We start from the raw sequence: 17704 nt of genomic DNA on the forward strand, positions 1-17704 counted from the left end.
TTTAAATTACTTTTTCAAAACTATCTTTTCTACAGCCTCCTTAAAGCGCTGCCCACGGTGCTCATAATTATCAAAAAGGTCGAAGCTGGCACAAGCTGGCGACAGCAGTACCACATCTCCGGGTGTTGCCAGAGAACGGCTCAGACGCACAGCGTAGTCAATGGATGTAGTTTCGGCAATAATCGGCACTACGCGCCCAAATGTCTCTTTCAGCTTCTCATTATCTTTGCCAAGGCAAACCAGCACCTTCACTTTCTCACGGGCCAACTCTACCAATGTGCTGTAATCATTACCCTTGTCTACGCCACCGGCTATCCAGATAATAGGCTGTTTTATACCTTCCAATGCATACCAAACAGCCTCCACGTTTGTAGCTTTTGAGTCGTTGATGTAGGTAACTTCTTTGGCTACACCTACTGGCTGAAGGCGATGCTCTGCATTCTGGAAAGTCTCTAGCTGCTTCTCAATTTCCTGGTCAGCGACTCCCATCAATTTAGCCACAGCTACTGCTGCCATGGTGTTGTACTGGTTATGCTTGCCGATCAGGCTAGACTTCGAAGTATTCACAGTGCCTTCGTAGAACTTTGCGGTCACCTTTATCTTATCACCCTCAAAGTATACTTTAGCATTTTCGGCACCCTTCAAAGAGAAAGGCACGGTAGTCCCGCCAAAACTGGCTGAGTCGAAGGCACTGACTATATTCTCATCATCTGCATTGTACAGGAAGAAATCAGCTCCAGCCATGTTCTGGGCGATGCGCAACTTTGAGGCGGCATACTTCTCCATGCTGTACTCATACCTGTCGAGATGGTCAGGCGTGATATTGGTAAGTACTCCTATATGCGCCTTGAACTGGTACATGTTGTCCAGTTGAAAACTGCTCAGCTCCAATACATAGTAGTCGTGCTTGTTGTCGATTACCTTTTCAGCCAGACTCTCCCCTATATTTCCTGCCAGCCCTACATTAATACCTGCATTTTTAAGCAGGTGGTAGGTAAGCAGCGTGGTAGTGGTTTTGCCATTGGTGCCTGTAATACAGATGAACTTTGCATCAGTATATCTGCCGGCAAACTCAATTTCAGAAATCACTGGAATCTCCTTCTTGCTGGCTTCTTGTATGACTGCAGCCTTATCAGGAATGCCAGGACTTTTAATGATTTCGTTAGCATCGAGTATTTTTTCTAAAGTATGTGTACCTTCTTCAAATGGGATGGCAGCTGTAGCCAGCTTTGCTTTATACTGCTCCTTAATCTCCCCTTTATCAGACACGAATACTTCAAGCCCCTTTGCCTTTGCCAATAAAGCGGCTCCTACTCCGCTCTCTCCTGCTCCTAGTATCGCTATCTTCATAGTTGTTATTTTGTTATGCTTCCGGCTACCTCTTATCTAAGCTTCAATGTTGCCAGCGTCAGGATGGCCAGCATGATCCCTATAATCCAGAAGCGCCCTACAATTTTAGACTCGTGGTAGCCCAGTTTCTGGTAGTGGTGGTGCAGCGGCGACATCTTAAAGATGCGACGGCCTTCACCATACTTTTTCTTGGTGTACTTAAAGTAACTCACCTGCAGCATCACCGACAGGTTCTCTATCAGGAAGATCCCACAGAGGATAGGTATAAGTAGCTCTTTGCGCACAATCAGGGCAAGAACCGCAATGATACCGCCAATGGCCAAGCTGCCTGTATCTCCCATAAAAACCTGTGCCGGATAAGTGTTGTACCACAAAAAGCCTACACAGGCCCCCACAAAGGCAAGACAGAAAATTGCCAACTCGCCAGAGTTCGGAATGAACATGATATTGAGGTAATCAGCAAAGATGGTGTTACCAGACACCCAGGCAAAAATGGCCAGGGTTGTACCGATGATAGCCGATGTACCCGCTGCCAAACCATCGATGCCGTCTGTTATGTTGGCTCCGTTAGATACAGCCGTGATCACCAGGATCACAAATGGTATATAGAGGTAGCAAGACCAGCCTTCGAAAAGAGGGCCTGCAAACGAAAACAGGTTGCAGTAGTCCAGCTCATTGTTTTTTCGGAAAGGTATCGTTGTGATCATGCTGTGCACATCCACGTACTTGGCAGAAGCATTTACTGCAGAAGTTGAACCATCTGAGAACATGTACTGGCGCACTACGACATCATCGTTGAAGTACAATGTAAGTCCTACAATCAGACCCAGACCAACCTGTCCTAAAATCTTGAAACGCCCTGCCAGCCCTTCCTTATTCTTCTTGAAAACTTTGATATAGTCATCCAAGAAACCGATCATACCCAGCCAGACGGTAGATACCAGCATAAGCTGCACGTAAATGTTGTCGAGGCGAGCGAACAGCAGCACAGGTACTAGGATAGCCATCAAAATAATCAGGCCTCCCATAGTTGGTGTCCCTTTCTTTTCCATTTGGCCTTCCAGCCCGAGGTCGCGGATAGACTCACCAACCTGCTTGCGCTGCAGGATTTTGATCAGTCTGCCTCCGAAAATCATGGCAATTAGCAGCGACACAAGTGTAGCCATACCTGCCCGGAAGGAAATGTACTGGAACACGCCAGCACCGATAAAATCGAACTCGCGGTCGAGGTATGTAAAAAGGTGATAAAGCATTTAAAATTTTGTAATCAGTTACCTTTGGCTAAAAATTGTTTGGCTTTAAGTTTATTTCCCTAGTTGCTGAAACATCTCGCGTAGCACTTGCTTGTCGTCAAAGTCGTACTTCACACCTTTAATTTCCTGGTATGTCTCGTGTCCTTTGCCTGCAACAAGTACGATATCATTCGGCTCGGCCAGCATACAGGCAGTTTTGATAGCCTCCTTACGGTCTAGCACTGATAGCGTTTTTTTATAATCAAGCGGCTTCACCCCTTTTTGCATGTCCTGCAGAATTGCCTGCGGCTCCTCAAAACGTGGGTTATCAGATGTCAGAATTACTTTATCGCTTAGGCGGCAAGCAATATCAGCCATCACCGGTCGTTTGGCAGCATCGCGGTTACCGCCGCAGCCTATAAGCGTTATTACTTTCTGCTTAGGGTTTCGAATCTGCTGTATGGTGTTGAGTACATTCTCCAGGGCGTCCGGTGTATGGGCATAGTCCACAATACCTGTCACCTGCGAGTCCGACACCATATAGTCGAAACGGCCTGCAGCAGAACTTAAACTTGAAAGCACTGTCAGCGCCTCTACCGGATCCTCGCCTAACAACACCGCTACACCGTAAGCGCCCAGCAGGTTGTAAGCATTGAAGGCTCCGATAAGCTTGCACCAGATTTCCTGGCCGTCTACCTCCAGATGTAGTCCTTGGATGGTATTATCAATAATGCGCGCCTTGAACTCAACAGCTTTGCGAAGAGCATAAAAATGCACGCTGGCTTTGGTGTTCTGCACCATAACCGGGCCCCGCTTGTCATCGGCATTTACCAAGGCAAAAGCCTTTTTAGGCAGTATATCAAAGAAAGACTTCTTAGCCTTGATGTACTCCTCAAAAGTTCCGTGGTAGTCCAGGTGGTCGTGCGTAATGTTGGTAAACACACCACCAGAAAACGTGATACCAGCGACCCTGCGTTGCACCATCGCATGCGAACTTACCTCCATAAAGCAGTGCGTACAGCCTGCCTTTACCATCTGCGCCAAAAGCTCATTCAGCTTTACTGCATCGGGCGTGGTATGTGTGGAAGGAATTACTTCCTCATCAATCTGGTTCTGTACTGTAGAGATAAGCCCTACATGATAGCCCAGCTCACGAAACAGCTTGTGCAATAGCGTTACTGACGTCGTTTTTCCGTTTGTTCCGGTTACGCCTATCAGCTTGAGCTTTTCAGAAGGGTGCCCGTAGTAGGCTGATGCCAGCTGGCCCAAGGCCTCAGCTGAGTCCTTCACCTGCACGTAGGTAATACCTGGCTGAAGCTCCTGCGGTAGCTGCTCACAAACTATAGCTGCTGCCTTCGCCTCTTCCGCTTTCTGTATATAGTCATGTCCATCAGCCTGTACACCGCGCACTGCCACAAACATTACCCCCTCCCGCACCTGTCGCGAGTCGAAGGCAATGGCTTGCACCTCCACAGCCAATGAGCCGTGTGTGGCTTGCACGTTTACATCCTGAAGTATGGTTTGTAATAGCTGCATCAGCTAAGTATAATCGTTATTGTCTTATCTTCATTTATGTCAGTGCCTGGCTCCAGTGACTGACTTTTTACATGCTTTCCGGCACCTTCCACCTTCACATTCAGGTGCTGGTTACCCAGTATGTATAAGGCATCGCGAAGTGTCATTCCGATAACATCCGGCACCTTGTTCTGCAACACAGGGTTTGATTTGAACTCCAGCGAACGACGCTTGGGCTCCACCTTTACCCAGTCTTCCTCAACATTACCAGTGTGCGTGCTAATACCGATGCTATTATAGATCATTTTCAGATCGTCGAAGCTGCCTGCCTGCACTACTGGCAAACTTTCCTTATCAGGCACCACACGGGCATGCATTGGTTTATGCATCGCCAGGTCACGGGCATAAGCTTTATCAGCCAGCTCCTTGAAGACAGGTGCTGCCACATCACCACCGTACACATTCACACCTCTAGGGCTGTCGATGATTACAATACAGCTATACTTCGGATTATCAGCCGGGAAATAGCCAGCAAAAGAAGTAGAGTATTCACGTACATAGCGACCATTTTTTACTTTGCGCGCAGTACCTGTTTTACCTGCTATTTTGTAATCAGCACTAAGTATGTTTTTAGCCGTTCCGTGCTCTACCACACCTTCCAGCATGGTTTTAAGCTTCTTCAGCGTCTCATCAGAGCAGATTTTTTCTACCAGCACACGCGTTTGGAACGACTGCACTACTTCGTCTACCTTTCGGATCTCTTTCACTATAATCGGCTGGATCTTTACGCCATTGTTAGCAACAGCATTGTAAAAGGCCAGCGTTTGCAGTGGAGAGAGCTTCATCTCATAACCAATAGACATAGAAGTAAGCGTGGTGCCGTACCAATTCTTGTCCTGAGGATCCTTCATATAAGGCCGGGCCTCTCCGTCCATCTGGAAACCAAGCGTACTGTTCAGCCCAAACTTGTTCAGGTAATCGACATAAGCCTGCTGCTCATTGCCAAAGTACTGCTCCATTAACTTTGCCACCCCGATGTTCGACGACTTTTCAAACACCTGCTGCACCGTTAGCTTCCCGTAGCCGTTAATCTTCGCATCCGTCATGATGGTATTCTTGATGCGGTAGCGTCCGTCTCCGGTATCAATGGTATCTGTCAACTTTACTTCCGGCGCATGTTCGAAAAGCGCCATCATGGAAGCTAGCTTGAAGGTGGATCCTGGCTCTGTTCGTCCCTGGTTACCAACAGCGTAGTTATAGTCTTCTATATACCCACCCTTGGTTTTACCCAGATTAGCCATTGCCTTAATCTCCCCGGTTTTTACCTCCATCAGAATTACGGTACCATACTCGGCATCAGTCTTCTCCAATGCTTTGTACAGCGCGTTTTCAGCTACGTCCTGCAGGTTAATGTCCAGCGTGGTTTTGATGTCGTAGCCATGCTGAGGGTTTACCTCTGTACCGTCGTATATTGGCTTGCTGCCTCCGGCAATACGCTCAAACAGCGCCTCCCCATCCGTACCTGACAGGTGCCCGTTATAGCTGTACTCTAAACCAGCACCGTTCTTATCTTCATTTATAAACCCGATGGTACGCTCGGCTAGTATACCAAATGGCTTAAAGCGTTTTTCCACTTTCTCGAATATGACGCCGCCTCTGTTTTTACCCTCCCGGAAGATAGGCCAGCGCGACATCAGCTTCTTGTCCTGATAATTTATCTGGCGGCTGTTCAGGCGGATGTATCGTCTGCCTGAGTGGCGCGCATTCTTGATTTTACGACGGTAGTAATCCTCTGACTTATCCCCGTAAAACTTAGAAAGCAGCATAGCCAGTGAGTCTATGCCGCTGTTAAATACTTCCGCCTTCGTCACTGTAGGGTCAAAAGCGACACGGTAAAAAGGCAGCGAAGTGGCCAGTATACTCTCGTTATCAGAGAGGATATTCCCACGGGTTGCATGCACGGGTTTATAGAAAATGCGGCGCTCCTTCGAGATGCTCTTCCACTTATCCCCGTCCAGAAATTGAATGTGCACGATCTTGTACACGATCGCGCACGCAAAAAGGCACACAAACAGGAAGACCAGCCTTACCCGGATCAGTATGGATTTCTTAATACTCATCTGCAGGCACTATTACTTGGTAAGGCGGGGTTGAACTTTCTTCAAGACCGAGAGGCGCCACATTACGCGCTACCTCCGACTGCTTGCTTGCCTCCATGTACTCTGACTTCAACGTAGAGTAATCAGCACGAAGGTCTTCTACTTCCACTTTCACCTTATCTATCTGGCGAATCGTTTTCACAGCGAAGTGGGTATTCCCGATGTATAAAAGCGTAATGCCCGTCAGAAACAGGACGCGCGGCATATATTTCAGCGGCACACCCTCCTCAAACAAGGCATCAACATTGGCATACTTATCCAGCAGAGCAAACAGGCTGAAACCCTTTTTCTTAGGTTTCTTCTGCTGTTCTTCTACCTCTGGCTTCACACGCGCCGTGTTTACCTTCGGCGCAGTTGTTCTTTGAGTGAGTACATTAGAAGCCATATTTGTTCTCTTTAGCTAATAGTTTGTTTTACTTTCCTTCTCGTTCCCCCTTCTTCTCTGCCACCCTTAGCTTGGCACTCCTGGAGCGGCTGTTTTGCAGCAACTCCTCTTCTGTTGGTGTTATTGGCTTGCGATGCACCGCCTCCAACGGCTTTATTTCATTACCGAAAATATCTTTCTCTACCTCTCCGAAGAATTTACCTTTCGCTATAAAGTTCTTCACCATCCTGTCTTCCAGCGAGTGGTAAGAAATAACCGAGAGTCTTCCGCCGGGCTTCAACATCTGTGCTGCCTGCTCCAGCATCTCTTCCAGCGCTTTCATTTCATCATTCACCTCAATTCGTAGTGCCTGAAAAACCTGCGCTAAGTATTTATTCTCTTTCCCTTTTGGAGTGCAAGAGCTAATCGCCTGCTTAAACTCACCAATCGTTTCCAGTGGCTGGCGGTTTCGCTTCTCCACTACTGTTCGAGCCAGGGTTTTTGCGTTTTTAACCTCTCCGTAAATCCCGAAGATGCGGTGCAACTGCTCCTCTGAGTATGTCTCCAGCACCTCTTGTGCAGTCATGCCTACATCAGAATTCATGCGCATATCCAATGGGCCATCAAAGCGAGTAGAAAAGCCTCGCTCAGGCACGTTAAACTGGTGCGACGACACTCCCAGGTCAGCTAGTATTCCATCCACTTCGGTTACCCGGTACAGTCTCAGGTATTTTTTCAGATCGCGGAAGTTGGCCCGCACAAACTCAAAGTTTGGCCCTTCTAACTTCTTCGACTGCTCCTGCGCATCTGCGTCCTGGTCAAAACTATAGAGCTTACCTGTTGTGAGCTCCTTCAGGATGCGCGCTGAATGGCCTCCGCCCCCAAACGTCACATCCACATATATTCCGTCCGGCTTTATGGCCAGCGCCTCTACTGACTCTTCCAGTAATACTGGGCGATGATACTCCATTATATACTTTGCTCCTCTGCCGGTTTATCACCCAAAAACTTCTGGGCGAGCTGTGAGAAATTCTGCTGATCCTTAATCAGGAACTCTTCATACTTATCAGGGTTCCAGATCTCCACACGGTTACCAAGACCCACTACAATCGCCTCCTTCTCCAGTTCAGCAAATCGGCCCATGGTCTTAGGCACTATAAAACGCCCGTTTCCATCCAACTCGATCTCGGTGTTCCCACGGAAGAAGTTACGCTGAAAGTGGCGGTACTCTTCGTTGAACTCGTTAAGCCCGGCCACCTTATCGTAAATCACCTTCCACTCTGCCTTCGGGTACAACACCAGGCAAGGCTCAAACCCCCTCATCAGAACCACATGATTGCCAGATGCCTCCGGCAGGTTGGCTTTTATCTTTGCAGGTAAAACCAACCTTCCCTTCGGATCGATCTTGCACTCATATTCGCCAGAAAGGAAGTTCATAGGCTTATGGTGGTTTGGTCCGTATAGACTTTGGACTATACAAATGTAGCCATTCAACAAAATATCGCAACCACAATCTACCACTTTTTACCACTTTGTGGATAAATTATGGTAATCCACACCACTTATCCACATTATCCACACCACCAGCTCCCCACTTTGGGTATAACTTTATTTGCAGCGTATTAACAAAATCATTAAAATACGAGACCTTAAATAGATAAGCCACTAAACATCAACTAGTTATACTGTTAAAATAGAGAATACCCTATAATTTATACTTATCCACGCTAAAAGTGGGGCGAAGTGGCAAAAGTGGGAGAAAGTGGAAGGGATTTAACTAAGGTGGAGCATAGTGGCGTAAGATTTCGTATCTTTGTGGTATGGGAAGCACCTTCAGACACAGCGTAATCTTCATGCTATCGCTCAGCATTCTGCTGGGGTCGTTTGGTGTTGCCTTATCTCAGCAGTTATGTCGGTTAGCCAGCATAAAATCTACAACAACAATGGCTGTGGCAGATGAATGCTGTGACAAACCGGCTTCGTCGAATACCGCAAAGGATGACTGCTGCGAAGAACACGTCGCTTACCATAAATTAGAGCCAGTCTCTACCCCGAAAGAGTATGGCCTGCAGATTCCTGCGCTGGCTTTCTCTGCTCCTACTCCTTTTATACCTGTTTACCAGGTAAATCAGCAAACGCAGCAGGCAGTTCTAAGCTATACTAATAGCTCTCCTCCACTTTATGGGCGGCACCTACTGCATTTTCTGCATGTCCTAATCGTTTAACCACCTCAGAAGCACCTGCTGTATTCTGCCAGGTATACCTGCGCATGTAATCACACATTATATTCTGAGATCTAAAACGATTTTCATTATGATTAAATCAAACGGCAAAACCAGGAGCTATACCATAGCTCTGCTTGCCATACTTTTTATATTTACCTTATCCTCTCAAGCCTATGCCCAGCAACTACAGGGCAAGGTGGTAGACAAAAATAATCCTGGTCAGCCCCTTATTGGAGCCAACGTTGTTTGGTTGGGAACAGAAAAGGGCACCGCTACTGATCCTTTTGGCAACTTTACCCTTTCATGGGCTGATGCCGAAGCTCCCGCTGTAGTTGTTACCTACATTGGTTATACACCAGATACTGTGTTGGTTCAAGGTAAAAGCCAAGCCACCATTGGCCTAGGCCAAACCAATGGCCTGAAAGAGGTGGTGGTGGAAGGTGAAGTAGAGCGGCACTCAGCACTCACACCTACACAAACAGAAATCATCACAAGTCGTGACCTGGAAAAATCAGCTTGCTGCAACTTGGCAGAAAGCTTCGAGACCAATGCCTCGGTGGAAGTAAGCACGACTGATGCCGTATCAGGGGCTAAGCAGATACAAATGCTGGGGCTCGACGGCTCTTACACACTCCTAACTACTGACAACGTACCCGCACTTCGCGGACTAGCTACTCCTTATCGTCTTAATTACCTTTCGGGTACTTTCATAGAGTCGATAGACATCATTAAAGGCATGGGATCTGTGCTGAATGGCTATGAGTCGATATCGGGACAGGTAAACGTAACGTTGCGTGACCCAGCTAAGGCAGAACGCCTGTACTTAAACCTGTATGGCAACAGCATTGGCCGGTACGATGCCAACCTGAACCTGGCTACCAGTCTTAACAACAAATGGAGTACCCTATTGATGCTCCACACAGACCAGCTGCACAGCCGTGTAGACCGAAACAATGATGGTTTTATGGACCTCTCGCTAGGCTCTCAGTATAACGTGTTTAACAAGTGGAAGTATGAGCATGAGGCTTGGGTCTCAGAGTTCGGGTTTAATGCGCTGCGCGAGGAGAGAGTAGGTGGCCAGATGGACTTTGATGAGGGTAAGCCGCAGGCAGCACAAGCTTACTATGGCACCACGTCTGAAGTAGATAGGTTATCCGGCTTCAACAAAACTTCTTATACATTCCCGGGCAAGCCGTACCAAAGCTTAGGCCTTATAACCTCTGCCACGCACCACAAGTTTAACTCCAACTATGGGCTACGGAAGTATGATGGGGAGCAAAACAGCGCCAACGCCCGTCTTATCTTTCAATCTATCATTGGGGATACCCGCCATACCTATAAAGCAGGCTTGAGCTATACTTTTGAGGATTATTCCGAAAACCTGACAGACTCTATCTTTAGCCGCAAAGAGTATGTTCCGGGAGCTTTTGGGGAGTACATTTATAACAACGCGCAAAATCTGACTGTAGTAGCAGGTGCACGAGTAGACTTCCATAACTTGTATGGCACTGTGTTTACGCCACGACTTAATGTGAAGTATGATTTTTCGCCAAAAACAATTGTGCGCGTGGCTACAGGAAGAGGCTTTAGGGTTGCTAACCCAATAGCTGAGAACACCGCAGCCTTGGTGAGCTCCCGCAAGTTTACAGTACTGGAAGAGCTACAGCCGGAAGAGGCCTGGAATATTGGCGGGTCTTTTACCCACTATTTTGAACATGCAGGCAGACTCGGTGCTTTTGTGACAGACTTCTACCATACGAGCTTCACAAACCAGGTGGTGGCAGACATGTACAGCAATCCGGGCCAGGTGCTATTCTATAACCTGGATGGCCGTTCCTACTCCAACAGCTTTCAGGCAGAGCTACAGTATGAACTAGTTAAAGGTTTAGATGCGAAAGCAGCCTACAAATATTACGACGTAAAGACAAGCTACCAAGGGGAGCTGTTGCAAAAGCCGATGATACCAAAGCATCGTTTCTTTGTTAACCTCGGCTTTGCCACACCTTTTGATAAGTGGCGTGCCGACCTGACAACGCAGTACTTTGGCTTGATGCCCTTAGCACCTGTATCGCAGCAAACGGAACAGCAGATGCATACCTCTAAGCGCTTTGCCACTGTAAACACGCAGGTCACCCGTGCATTTAAGCGTTGGGAAGTATACCTGGGGGCAGAAAATTTGCTGAATTATCGCCAGACTGACCCAATTATTGGTGCCTCAGAGCCATTTGGCAGCAATTTTGATGCTAGTATGGTATGGGGACCGATTACTGGACGCGTAGTGTATGCCGGTCTCAGGTTCAGAATTGACTAATCAATATTTTACTTTAACAGATAGAAGCACATGAAAAAACTACAAATGCTTTTTCTTTCAATGGTTTTGGCCTTAATAAGTATGGGCGTGAACGCGCAAAACCAAAAAGGCCGTGCAGAAACTATCCAGATCAAGACCTCCGCAGTATGTGATATGTGTAAGAAGACACTGGAGAAAGCTATGGCCTACGAGAAAGGTGTTAAATCCTCTAACCTGGATGTAAAGTCAAAGGTATTGACGGTTGTGTTCGACAGCCGCAAGACAGATGAGGCAAACATACTTAAAGCAGTGACAAAAACGGGTTACGATGCCAACAAGATACCAGCAGACGAGCGTGCTTACAACCGCCTGGATGACTGCTGCAAGAAAGAAGCCGGCGATCACTAAGAATTGCCAGCCTGAAAACAAGGAAGGGAGCCAATATTGGCTCCCTTCCTTGTTTTATAAGTGTAGTTATATCAGAACTTAAAGCCTAAATGCAGGCCAATCGAGAGAATGGGTGTACCTTCTGTGTAATGAAAGTACGACACCCTGCCTCCGGCCACGCCATTACGCAGTATATTGAAGTCATTTTCAAAAAAGCCATGGAAACCGACATCGGAGGTTTTGATATGGGTTACAGACCCGTCTTGCGTGCCTTGCCCTTCCGGATCTGAGTTTACCTCGGCACGATGCCTTGCACTGGGACCTGCTCCTAACCTGAAAGAAACTGTTTCTCCTTGCATTACGTCAAACGCTGCCTCCAATGAGCCCATGTAAAAAGTATTCTGGACAGTATAAATCTGCTTTGCATCGTCGTATCGCTTAGCTGAGAGAAGTCCTAAGTTCAGTCCTACAGATAGCCTTTTACCTACATAGTGGCTGAAGCTGTTGCTAAACATCATCCCCTGACTATCATTTTCGGAAAGCCACACGAAATTGACGCCTGCCTTCAAGGCTGCAGGCTCTTTTCCTGCCCCTCCATTTACAAAGGTCTGGCCAGATGCGGCGAACGATTGGCTTAGCAAAAGCACAAGAAAGCATGCACCAAAGGATAAGGAAGCAACACTATATTTCATGGATTGGCAAGGCAAAGGGTAGAACGAAGGATTCACTGTCTGTTTAAACCCTTAGGCATACGATTTGCCTGCCAACGCTGTTGCAGTTTTATAGCTTCAATTAAGATTAATCTACTTTATATTTTTGTTTTGTAAAGTTGCCACCAAGGTAAGTATGGCTTGTCGTGGTGCTCATAATGATAGCCAAAGAAGTAGCAGCTCACAAAGGCCCAAAGGTGATTCTTAGCCTGTGTACCTGATTTATGTGGATTATCAGCCGGATGTTCCCCTTTGTGCGGTTCATAGGTACCAAAGTAAAAGAGCTGGAAAGTTGCAAGAACAGCTGGTGCCATCCAATACAGCACTACATTCTCTACAGGAAAAAACAGCTTCAGCAGGTTAAAAGTAATAGCCATAAGCAGCATCTGCCACCAAGTAATATACTGCTTCAAAAAGCTAAGGTACCATAACCAGAAGGAACCATGATGATAGTCCGGGTCCTCAGCTGTTGCCACATGGCGATGGTGCTGGTGATGCCTTGGCAGCAAACGTGGGTACCAATTATAGGCAAATAGAAAAGCAGCCACGGTTCCGATAGCCTTGTTCAGCTTTGGCTTTCCAGGTGCAGCTACACCATGCATAGCATCATGTGCGGTTATAAAAAGCCCGGTATACAAATGGGTTTGTAGCAAAAAGAAAAGGTAAGTTAGCGGAGATGCAAAGTCCACATCATAATAGCGCAGTAGATACACCAGCAACACAGACCAGCTCATAAGTATAACTGCTGCTATTACAACTCCCCTATTATCACTCTGCTTAACTAGTGCCATGAGCATGATATTCTAACAGGAACTCTACTTATAAAGTACAACTGATATAGTTCTTTTGGATATGAAACTCAATTTGCTTGTCTCCTACACATGCCTAATTCAGTTGAAGTAGGCTATAAATTAATACTCATACTGCAAAAGCGCATCCCGTACTTGCTCCATCAGCCACATTGGTGTGGAGGTTGCACCACAGATGCCTACAGTTTCACCTGCCTTAAACCAATCAGGCTGTAACTGCTCTACTTTAGACACAAAATAGGTTTCGGGATTAGTGTCTTTGCAAACTTGGTATAACACCCTGCCATTACTGGATTTTGTACCCGACACAAAGACTACTTTGCTATACTTGGCCGCAAACTTACGAAGCTCCTTATCACGGTTGGATACCTGCCGGCAAATGGTATCATTCGCGTCTACTTCATAGCCTTGTTCTTCCAGCGTATTTTTGATATTGTAGAAGCTGTCGGTACTCTTAGTGGTTTGGCTGTACAGCGTAATTTTAGAAGGCAATTCATGCTGCAGCAGCTCCTCTATACTTTCGAACACCACAGCCTGGTTATTTGTCTGCCCCAAGAGCCCCATCACCTCGGCATGGCCATGCTTACCATAAATGTAGATCTGGTCACTTTTATCATAGGAGGTTTTGATTCGGTTCTGCAGCTTCAACACCACGGGGCAGGAAGCATCAATGAGTGTAAGGTTGTTCTGCAAAGCTGTCTGATACGTTTCAGGCGGCTCGCCATGGGCACGAATCAGCACCGTTTCGTTTTTTAAAAGCCGCAATTGCTGGTGGTCTATAATGCGTAAGCCCTTTTGCTGCAAGCGCTCAACCTCCACGTCGTTGTGCACAATATCGCCCAGGCAATAGAGGTACTGCTGCTCATCCAGAATATCCTCCGCCATCTGGATAGCATACACCACTCCAAAGCAGAAGCCGGAGCCCTCATCTATGGTTACTTGCAGGCGTTGCATACACTTCTTATACAATTACCGGGTCATATTGTTTAACGCTTTTTCGCTGCCTAAGCCCCTCATAAACAGAAACCGTAAGCAGCAGCATAGCCATAGAATACATAGTATCCTCCACGGGTATAGAAACCAGGCGCACGCCCAGGTTATAGTCATCGTTATACCATACAATGGGTAGGTAAGTCAATACTCCATTTACGAGCAAAAAGGGAAGCAAGTGCACCAGGTAAGCCAGGTAAAAACGCCCTAGGTAGCGTGTGCCGTAGAAGCGCAGATGCACCAGATGCACTAGCGTTAGCAGGATAAAAGTAACAGAGGTATACAGCCGTCCGATACTGAATACTGCAATCAGGGACAGAACCAGCATCAGCACAACAGCAATTGCTTTGGCATAAGGCTGCAACAGGTCCTTCTGGATGTAAGCATTCAGTACATCGTAGATAAACACGCAGGCGTATGGCACCGTCAGAAAGAACAGCACCTCTTCTAAGGGCAGGTTAAACAGGTATATGCCCGTCAGGTACTCTTCGTTAAAGCCCCAGATGCCGTTCCTGGTAAAGAGCAAGTCCCAAACAACGAAAAGCACCCCGTTAGCCAGTATGGCAGGAAACAGTGCTCCCCAATCTTTGTAGAAAGCCACCTTTTTGTCGAAAGACAGCAGAAAGGGAAACAGGATGGTGAATATATTCAAGTAGAGGTAGAGGTACATGCTTAGCTACTGATTTGGAATGATGAGCCAAAAATCAACTGAAACAGGTTTATTGCCAGCCATACCATCAGGATGAATCTTCTCTACTGCCCCAGTTCCTGTTGCGCTTCTAAATTTTAATGTTCCGGATTTCTTTCTTTTCAGCTTCTGTACAGTGGTCCTTTGTCAGCAGAAAATCGCGCATGGTACGGGCCAACTCTGTCGAAATGCCAGAATCGGGGTGCGCTTTCAGGCTACTAATCATCACTCTTTTATCTTCCTCAATATGCTGGCTCAGGTTGAGATAGCGAGGCACATAATGCTCTACTGTAAATCTTAGAAACCGAATTTCCGGATGATCATGATCCAGCTTTACTGCCTCTTCAAAAATAGCGGCAGCTGTTCTAATCTGCTTTAGTTTACTGTAAGGATTCCAGACATACTTGGCCATTACTGCCTCCGAGGCTGCTTTATAGGCCAGTACCACAGGATCTCTTTCTCCATAATCGCCCATCTTCTTGTTGAAGCGCTCGGCGGCATCTTTACTCTTGCTAGCCTGCAGGTATTCTGTTCTTAGCTTCGGAAGGCTGTAACTGGCTTCATTACCAGCCAGTGCCACTTGTCCTACAAAAAGTAAAAGTATAAGGGGTAATTTGTATATCATTTAGATCACGTTAAATCTGTACTTGACATAAGAGCTAAGCAGCAATGCCAACTTAGCATTATCAGGTACTCTTACGCGCTCCTTAAGGATGCGGGTTGCCGGCAGGTCTTGTATCTTGCGGAAAAGTTTAAGGTAATAGACGTATGCCAGGTACACTCCCATGCGTGCGGAGCGGGGCAGCGCCATGATGCCAACATAGGCATCATTAAAATCATTCAATATATCCTTCTCTATCTCCGCTTTACAGGCATTGCTGAACTTTTGATACTCTACTTTTGGAAAATAAACCCTGCCCCGTTCTTTATAATCGCTTTTCATGTCGCGCAGGAAGTTTACTTTCTGGAAGGCAGCTCCAAGGCTTCGTGCCGGCTTCTCAAGGCGCTTAAACATCTCCTTGTCTCCTTCACAGAATACTTTCAGGCACATTAGGCCAACTACCTCAGCAGAGCCATAAATATACGCATCATAAAGCATACGATCATACACATGGTCATCCAGGTCCATTTCCATACTTTTCAGAAAGGCCTCAATATATGCTCTATCAATATCATAGGTGTGCACCACACACTGAAATGCATGCAGTACAGGGTTCAGGCTTAGCTTTTGCTCAATCGCCTCATAGGTTTGCTTTTTGAAGTCTGCTAGCAGCTTTCGCTTATCGTGGCTATGGAAAGTATCCACAATCTCATCGGCACAGCGCACAAAACCATAGATAGCGTAAATAGGCAAGTGAAATTTCTTATCCAGGGTTTTGATGCCTAAGGTAAAGGAAGTACTGTAGGCCTGGGTAATTACTTTACTGCACTGCATGCAGGTATCTTTAAAAAGCTGCTCCATACTTAAGAGGGTTTGGCAGATTATACGTTTGCTGCAACCGGCGGTGCATACTCCTTCAAAATTTCATTCGCCACTACCTGTCCGGATATCAATGAGGGTGGCACGCCCGGACCAGGCACAGTAAGCTGCCCGGTATAAAACAGATTCTTTACTTTTTTACTCTTCAGGCTTGGCTTCAGAATTGCTGTTTGCAGCAACGTATTAGCCAGGCCGTAAGCGTTGCCTTTGAAAGCATTATAGTCTTGAATAAAGTCGCGATGCGCGTAGCTGCGCTTGTATACTATTGCACTTCGTACATCCTGCTTTGTCAGCCGCTCCAGACGGTCCATCACCAGGTTAAAGTATTTCTCGCGCAGCTCCTCCGTATCCTGCAGACCAGGAGCCAGAGGAATAAGTATAAATAGGTTCTCGCAGCCTTCCGGTGCTACACTCGGGTCTGTTACGGATGGGGTGGAAACATAGAAAAGGGGCTTCTCCGGCCACTTAGGAGTAGTATAAATTTCCTGGGCATGAGGACCAAAATCTTCATCGAAGAACAGGTTGTGGTGCTGCAGGTTTTGTAGACGCTTGTTCACGCCCACATAAAACAGCAGAGATGAGGGTGCCATAACCCTGCTTTCCCAATAACTATCTGAATAGCTTTGATAGGCTTTGGGCAGCAGCTCCTTCTCTACATGATGATAATCGGCACTAGCCACCATTACATCTGCCTCAAACACATCTGTTTCTGTCAGCACCTGAGTCACCTGCCCTTCTCCTACATCCAGGCGCTGCACGTTTTGGTTATATAGAAACTTTACACCCTTCTCCTCTGCCAGCTGCACCATTCCTTCCACAATCTTATACATGCCACCCATAGGATACCACGTACCCAGGCTGATGTCGGCATAGTTCATAAGGCTATAAAGGGCAGGCGTATTCTGCGGGAGAGCCCCCAGGAAGAGGATCGGGAACTCCATAAGTTTGATGATCTTCTCGTGCTGAAAAAAACGGCGGATGTGTTTGTGGAACGACTGAAAAACATCCATCCGCAGCACGTCCAGCAGCAGACGAGGACTCATAAACTCTGTGAGCGAGCGCCCAGGTTTGTATACAAGCTGGTTTATACCTACTTCATACTTGTAAGCAGCCTGCTCTAAAAACAAGTCCAGCTGCGCAGCACTGCCGGGCTCCATATTTTCAAAGAGCGCCTGCAGTTCCGGCAGCTGGGCTGGAATATCTACAAAATCATTCTCACCGAATACAACAGTATAAGAAGGGTCGAGTCGGCGGAGGTAGTAATAATCGGAAGTGGTTTTACCGAATTTGTTGAAGTATGACTCGAACACATCGGGCATCCAATACCAACTGGGGCCCATGTCAAAAGTAAATCCGTTGGCAGAAAAGCTCCGGGCGCGGCCACCAGGACTACTGTTCTTTTCCAGTACCGTTACCTCATAGCCTTTATCTGCCAAGCTTGTGGCAGCAGATAGGCCCGAGAAGCCTGAACCGATTACTATTACTCGTGTTCCACCCATACATTG

The 17704-nt window shown here is 46.9% G+C and carries 17 protein-coding genes; 3 read left to right on the forward strand and 14 right to left on the reverse strand.

All coding sequences use genetic code 11. The features are described 5' to 3' along the window. Positions 1–6: 6 nt before the first annotated feature. Genes murD through mraZ form a run of 7 tightly spaced genes read right to left on the reverse strand, consistent with a single transcriptional unit; the run spans position 7 to position 8057 of the window. Positions 7–1350 carry a UDP-N-acetylmuramoyl-L-alanine--D-glutamate ligase gene (gene murD / locus PKOR_RS22085; protein WP_046313556.1) on the reverse strand — a complete coding sequence of 448 codons (1344 nt, stop codon included), beginning with the start codon at positions 1348–1350 and terminating at the stop codon, positions 7–9. Between the two features lie 32 nt (positions 1351–1382). Then, positions 1383–2603 (reverse strand): phospho-N-acetylmuramoyl-pentapeptide-transferase, encoded by a 1221-nt coding sequence (gene mraY / locus PKOR_RS22090; protein ID WP_046313557.1) that lies wholly within the window; start codon positions 2601–2603, stop codon positions 1383–1385. A 51-nt stretch (positions 2604–2654) separates the two neighbouring features. Continuing rightward, the gene (locus PKOR_RS22095; RefSeq protein WP_046313558.1) at positions 2655–4118 is read right to left on the reverse strand and encodes a UDP-N-acetylmuramoyl-L-alanyl-D-glutamate--2,6-diaminopimelate ligase; all 1464 of its coding nucleotides are present in this window, start codon (positions 4116–4118) and stop codon (positions 2655–2657) included. Continuing rightward, positions 4118–6217, reverse strand: a complete 2100-nt coding sequence (locus PKOR_RS22100; protein WP_046313559.1) for a penicillin-binding protein — start codon at positions 6215–6217, stop codon at positions 4118–4120. The genes PKOR_RS22095 and PKOR_RS22100 overlap by 1 nt, the downstream gene beginning before the upstream one ends. Then, complete coding sequence (locus PKOR_RS22105; protein WP_052739027.1) at positions 6207–6641, reverse strand: FtsL-like putative cell division protein; 435 nt, start codon at positions 6639–6641, stop codon at positions 6207–6209. Before PKOR_RS22105 ends, PKOR_RS22100 begins: the two co-directional genes overlap by 11 nt. 28 nt (positions 6642–6669) lie before the next feature. After that, positions 6670–7590 (reverse strand): 16S rRNA (cytosine(1402)-N(4))-methyltransferase RsmH, encoded by a 921-nt coding sequence (rsmH, locus tag PKOR_RS22110; protein WP_046313560.1) that lies wholly within the window; start codon positions 7588–7590, stop codon positions 6670–6672. After that, positions 7590–8057: a division/cell wall cluster transcriptional repressor MraZ gene (mraZ, locus tag PKOR_RS22115; protein WP_046313561.1), complete on the reverse strand. Its 468-nt coding sequence runs from the start codon at positions 8055–8057 to the stop codon at positions 7590–7592. Before mraZ ends, rsmH begins: the two co-directional genes overlap by 1 nt. Before the next feature lie 416 nt (positions 8058–8473). Here mraZ and PKOR_RS22120 point away from each other — a divergent pair, with 416 nt between their 5' ends. The 3 genes from PKOR_RS22120 to PKOR_RS22130 all read left to right on the forward strand — a co-directional run bounded on the left by PKOR_RS22120 (position 8474) and on the right by PKOR_RS22130 (position 11543). Next, complete coding sequence (locus tag PKOR_RS22120) at positions 8474–8845, forward strand: HYC_CC_PP family protein (protein ID WP_148561774.1); 372 nt, start codon at positions 8474–8476, stop codon at positions 8843–8845. A gap of 88 nt (positions 8846–8933) precedes the next feature. Then, positions 8934–11156: a TonB-dependent receptor gene (locus PKOR_RS22125; RefSeq protein ID WP_052739028.1), complete on the forward strand. Its 2223-nt coding sequence runs from the start codon at positions 8934–8936 to the stop codon at positions 11154–11156. Positions 11157–11186: 30 nt separating this feature from the next. Further along, the gene (locus tag PKOR_RS22130) at positions 11187–11543 is read left to right on the forward strand and encodes a heavy-metal-associated domain-containing protein (protein WP_046313563.1); all 357 of its coding nucleotides are present in this window, start codon (positions 11187–11189) and stop codon (positions 11541–11543) included. A gap of 71 nt (positions 11544–11614) precedes the next feature. Here PKOR_RS22130 and PKOR_RS22135 read toward each other — a convergent pair whose 3' ends face one another. The 7 genes from PKOR_RS22135 to PKOR_RS22165 form a co-directional block, all read right to left on the reverse strand. Next, entirely contained in the window at positions 11615–12214 is a 600-nt protein-coding gene (locus PKOR_RS22135; protein WP_046313564.1) for a hypothetical protein, read from the reverse strand. A 116-nt stretch (positions 12215–12330) separates the two neighbouring features. Continuing rightward, positions 12331–13023 carry a fatty acid desaturase gene (locus PKOR_RS22140; protein ID WP_046314778.1) on the reverse strand — a complete coding sequence of 231 codons (693 nt, stop codon included), beginning with the start codon at positions 13021–13023 and terminating at the stop codon, positions 12331–12333. Positions 13024–13143: 120 nt separating this feature from the next. After that, positions 13144–13995 carry a 4-hydroxy-3-methylbut-2-enyl diphosphate reductase gene (locus PKOR_RS22145; RefSeq protein WP_046313565.1) on the reverse strand — a complete coding sequence of 284 codons (852 nt, stop codon included), beginning with the start codon at positions 13993–13995 and terminating at the stop codon, positions 13144–13146. Between the two features lie 7 nt (positions 13996–14002). Next, positions 14003–14701 carry a lycopene cyclase domain-containing protein gene (locus tag PKOR_RS22150; RefSeq protein ID WP_046313566.1) on the reverse strand — a complete coding sequence of 233 codons (699 nt, stop codon included), beginning with the start codon at positions 14699–14701 and terminating at the stop codon, positions 14003–14005. Positions 14702–14810: 109 nt separating this feature from the next. Then, on the reverse strand, positions 14811–15344 hold the full coding sequence (locus PKOR_RS22155; RefSeq protein ID WP_046313567.1) for a hypothetical protein: 534 nt from the start codon (positions 15342–15344) through the stop codon (positions 14811–14813). Next, the gene (locus PKOR_RS22160; RefSeq protein ID WP_046313568.1) at positions 15345–16181 is read right to left on the reverse strand and encodes a phytoene/squalene synthase family protein; all 837 of its coding nucleotides are present in this window, start codon (positions 16179–16181) and stop codon (positions 15345–15347) included. A gap of 20 nt (positions 16182–16201) precedes the next feature. Then, entirely contained in the window at positions 16202–17698 is a 1497-nt protein-coding gene (locus PKOR_RS22165) for a phytoene desaturase family protein (protein ID WP_046313569.1), read from the reverse strand. Between the last annotated feature and the right edge of the window lie 6 nt (positions 17699–17704).

It is taken from the genome of Pontibacter korlensis, assembly GCF_000973725.1.
In the GTDB taxonomy this organism is placed as follows: domain Bacteria; phylum Bacteroidota; class Bacteroidia; order Cytophagales; family Hymenobacteraceae; genus Pontibacter; species Pontibacter korlensis.

Coding starts and splice junctions, on each gene's coding strand:
- murD (WP_046313556.1), bottom strand. CDS start 1,350: ATGAAGATAGCGATACTAGGAGCAGGAGAGAGCGGAGTAGGAGCCGCT.
- mraY (WP_046313557.1), bottom strand. CDS start 2,603: ATGCTTTATCACCTTTTTACATACCTCGACCGCGAGTTCGATTTTATC.
- PKOR_RS22095 (WP_046313558.1), bottom strand. CDS start 4,118: ATGCAGCTATTACAAACCATACTTCAGGATGTAAACGTGCAAGCCACA.
- PKOR_RS22100 (WP_046313559.1), bottom strand. CDS start 6,217: ATGAGTATTAAGAAATCCATACTGATCCGGGTAAGGCTGGTCTTCCTG.
- PKOR_RS22105 (WP_052739027.1), bottom strand. CDS start 6,641: ATGGCTTCTAATGTACTCACTCAAAGAACAACTGCGCCGAAGGTAAAC.
- rsmH (WP_046313560.1), bottom strand. CDS start 7,590: ATGGAGTATCATCGCCCAGTATTACTGGAAGAGTCAGTAGAGGCGCTG.
- mraZ (WP_046313561.1), bottom strand. CDS start 8,057: ATGAACTTCCTTTCTGGCGAATATGAGTGCAAGATCGATCCGAAGGGA.
- PKOR_RS22120 (WP_148561774.1), top strand. CDS start 8,474: ATGCTATCGCTCAGCATTCTGCTGGGGTCGTTTGGTGTTGCCTTATCT.
- PKOR_RS22125 (WP_052739028.1), top strand. CDS start 8,934: ATGATTAAATCAAACGGCAAAACCAGGAGCTATACCATAGCTCTGCTT.
- PKOR_RS22130 (WP_046313563.1), top strand. CDS start 11,187: ATGAAAAAACTACAAATGCTTTTTCTTTCAATGGTTTTGGCCTTAATA.
- PKOR_RS22135 (WP_046313564.1), bottom strand. CDS start 12,214: ATGAAATATAGTGTTGCTTCCTTATCCTTTGGTGCATGCTTTCTTGTG.
- PKOR_RS22140 (WP_046314778.1), bottom strand. CDS start 13,023: ATGGCACTAGTTAAGCAGAGTGATAATAGGGGAGTTGTAATAGCAGCA.
- PKOR_RS22145 (WP_046313565.1), bottom strand. CDS start 13,995: ATGCAACGCCTGCAAGTAACCATAGATGAGGGCTCCGGCTTCTGCTTT.
- PKOR_RS22150 (WP_046313566.1), bottom strand. CDS start 14,701: ATGTACCTCTACCTCTACTTGAATATATTCACCATCCTGTTTCCCTTT.
- PKOR_RS22155 (WP_046313567.1), bottom strand. CDS start 15,344: ATGATATACAAATTACCCCTTATACTTTTACTTTTTGTAGGACAAGTG.
- PKOR_RS22160 (WP_046313568.1), bottom strand. CDS start 16,181: ATGGAGCAGCTTTTTAAAGATACCTGCATGCAGTGCAGTAAAGTAATT.
- PKOR_RS22165 (WP_046313569.1), bottom strand. CDS start 17,698: ATGGGTGGAACACGAGTAATAGTAATCGGTTCAGGCTTCTCGGGCCTA.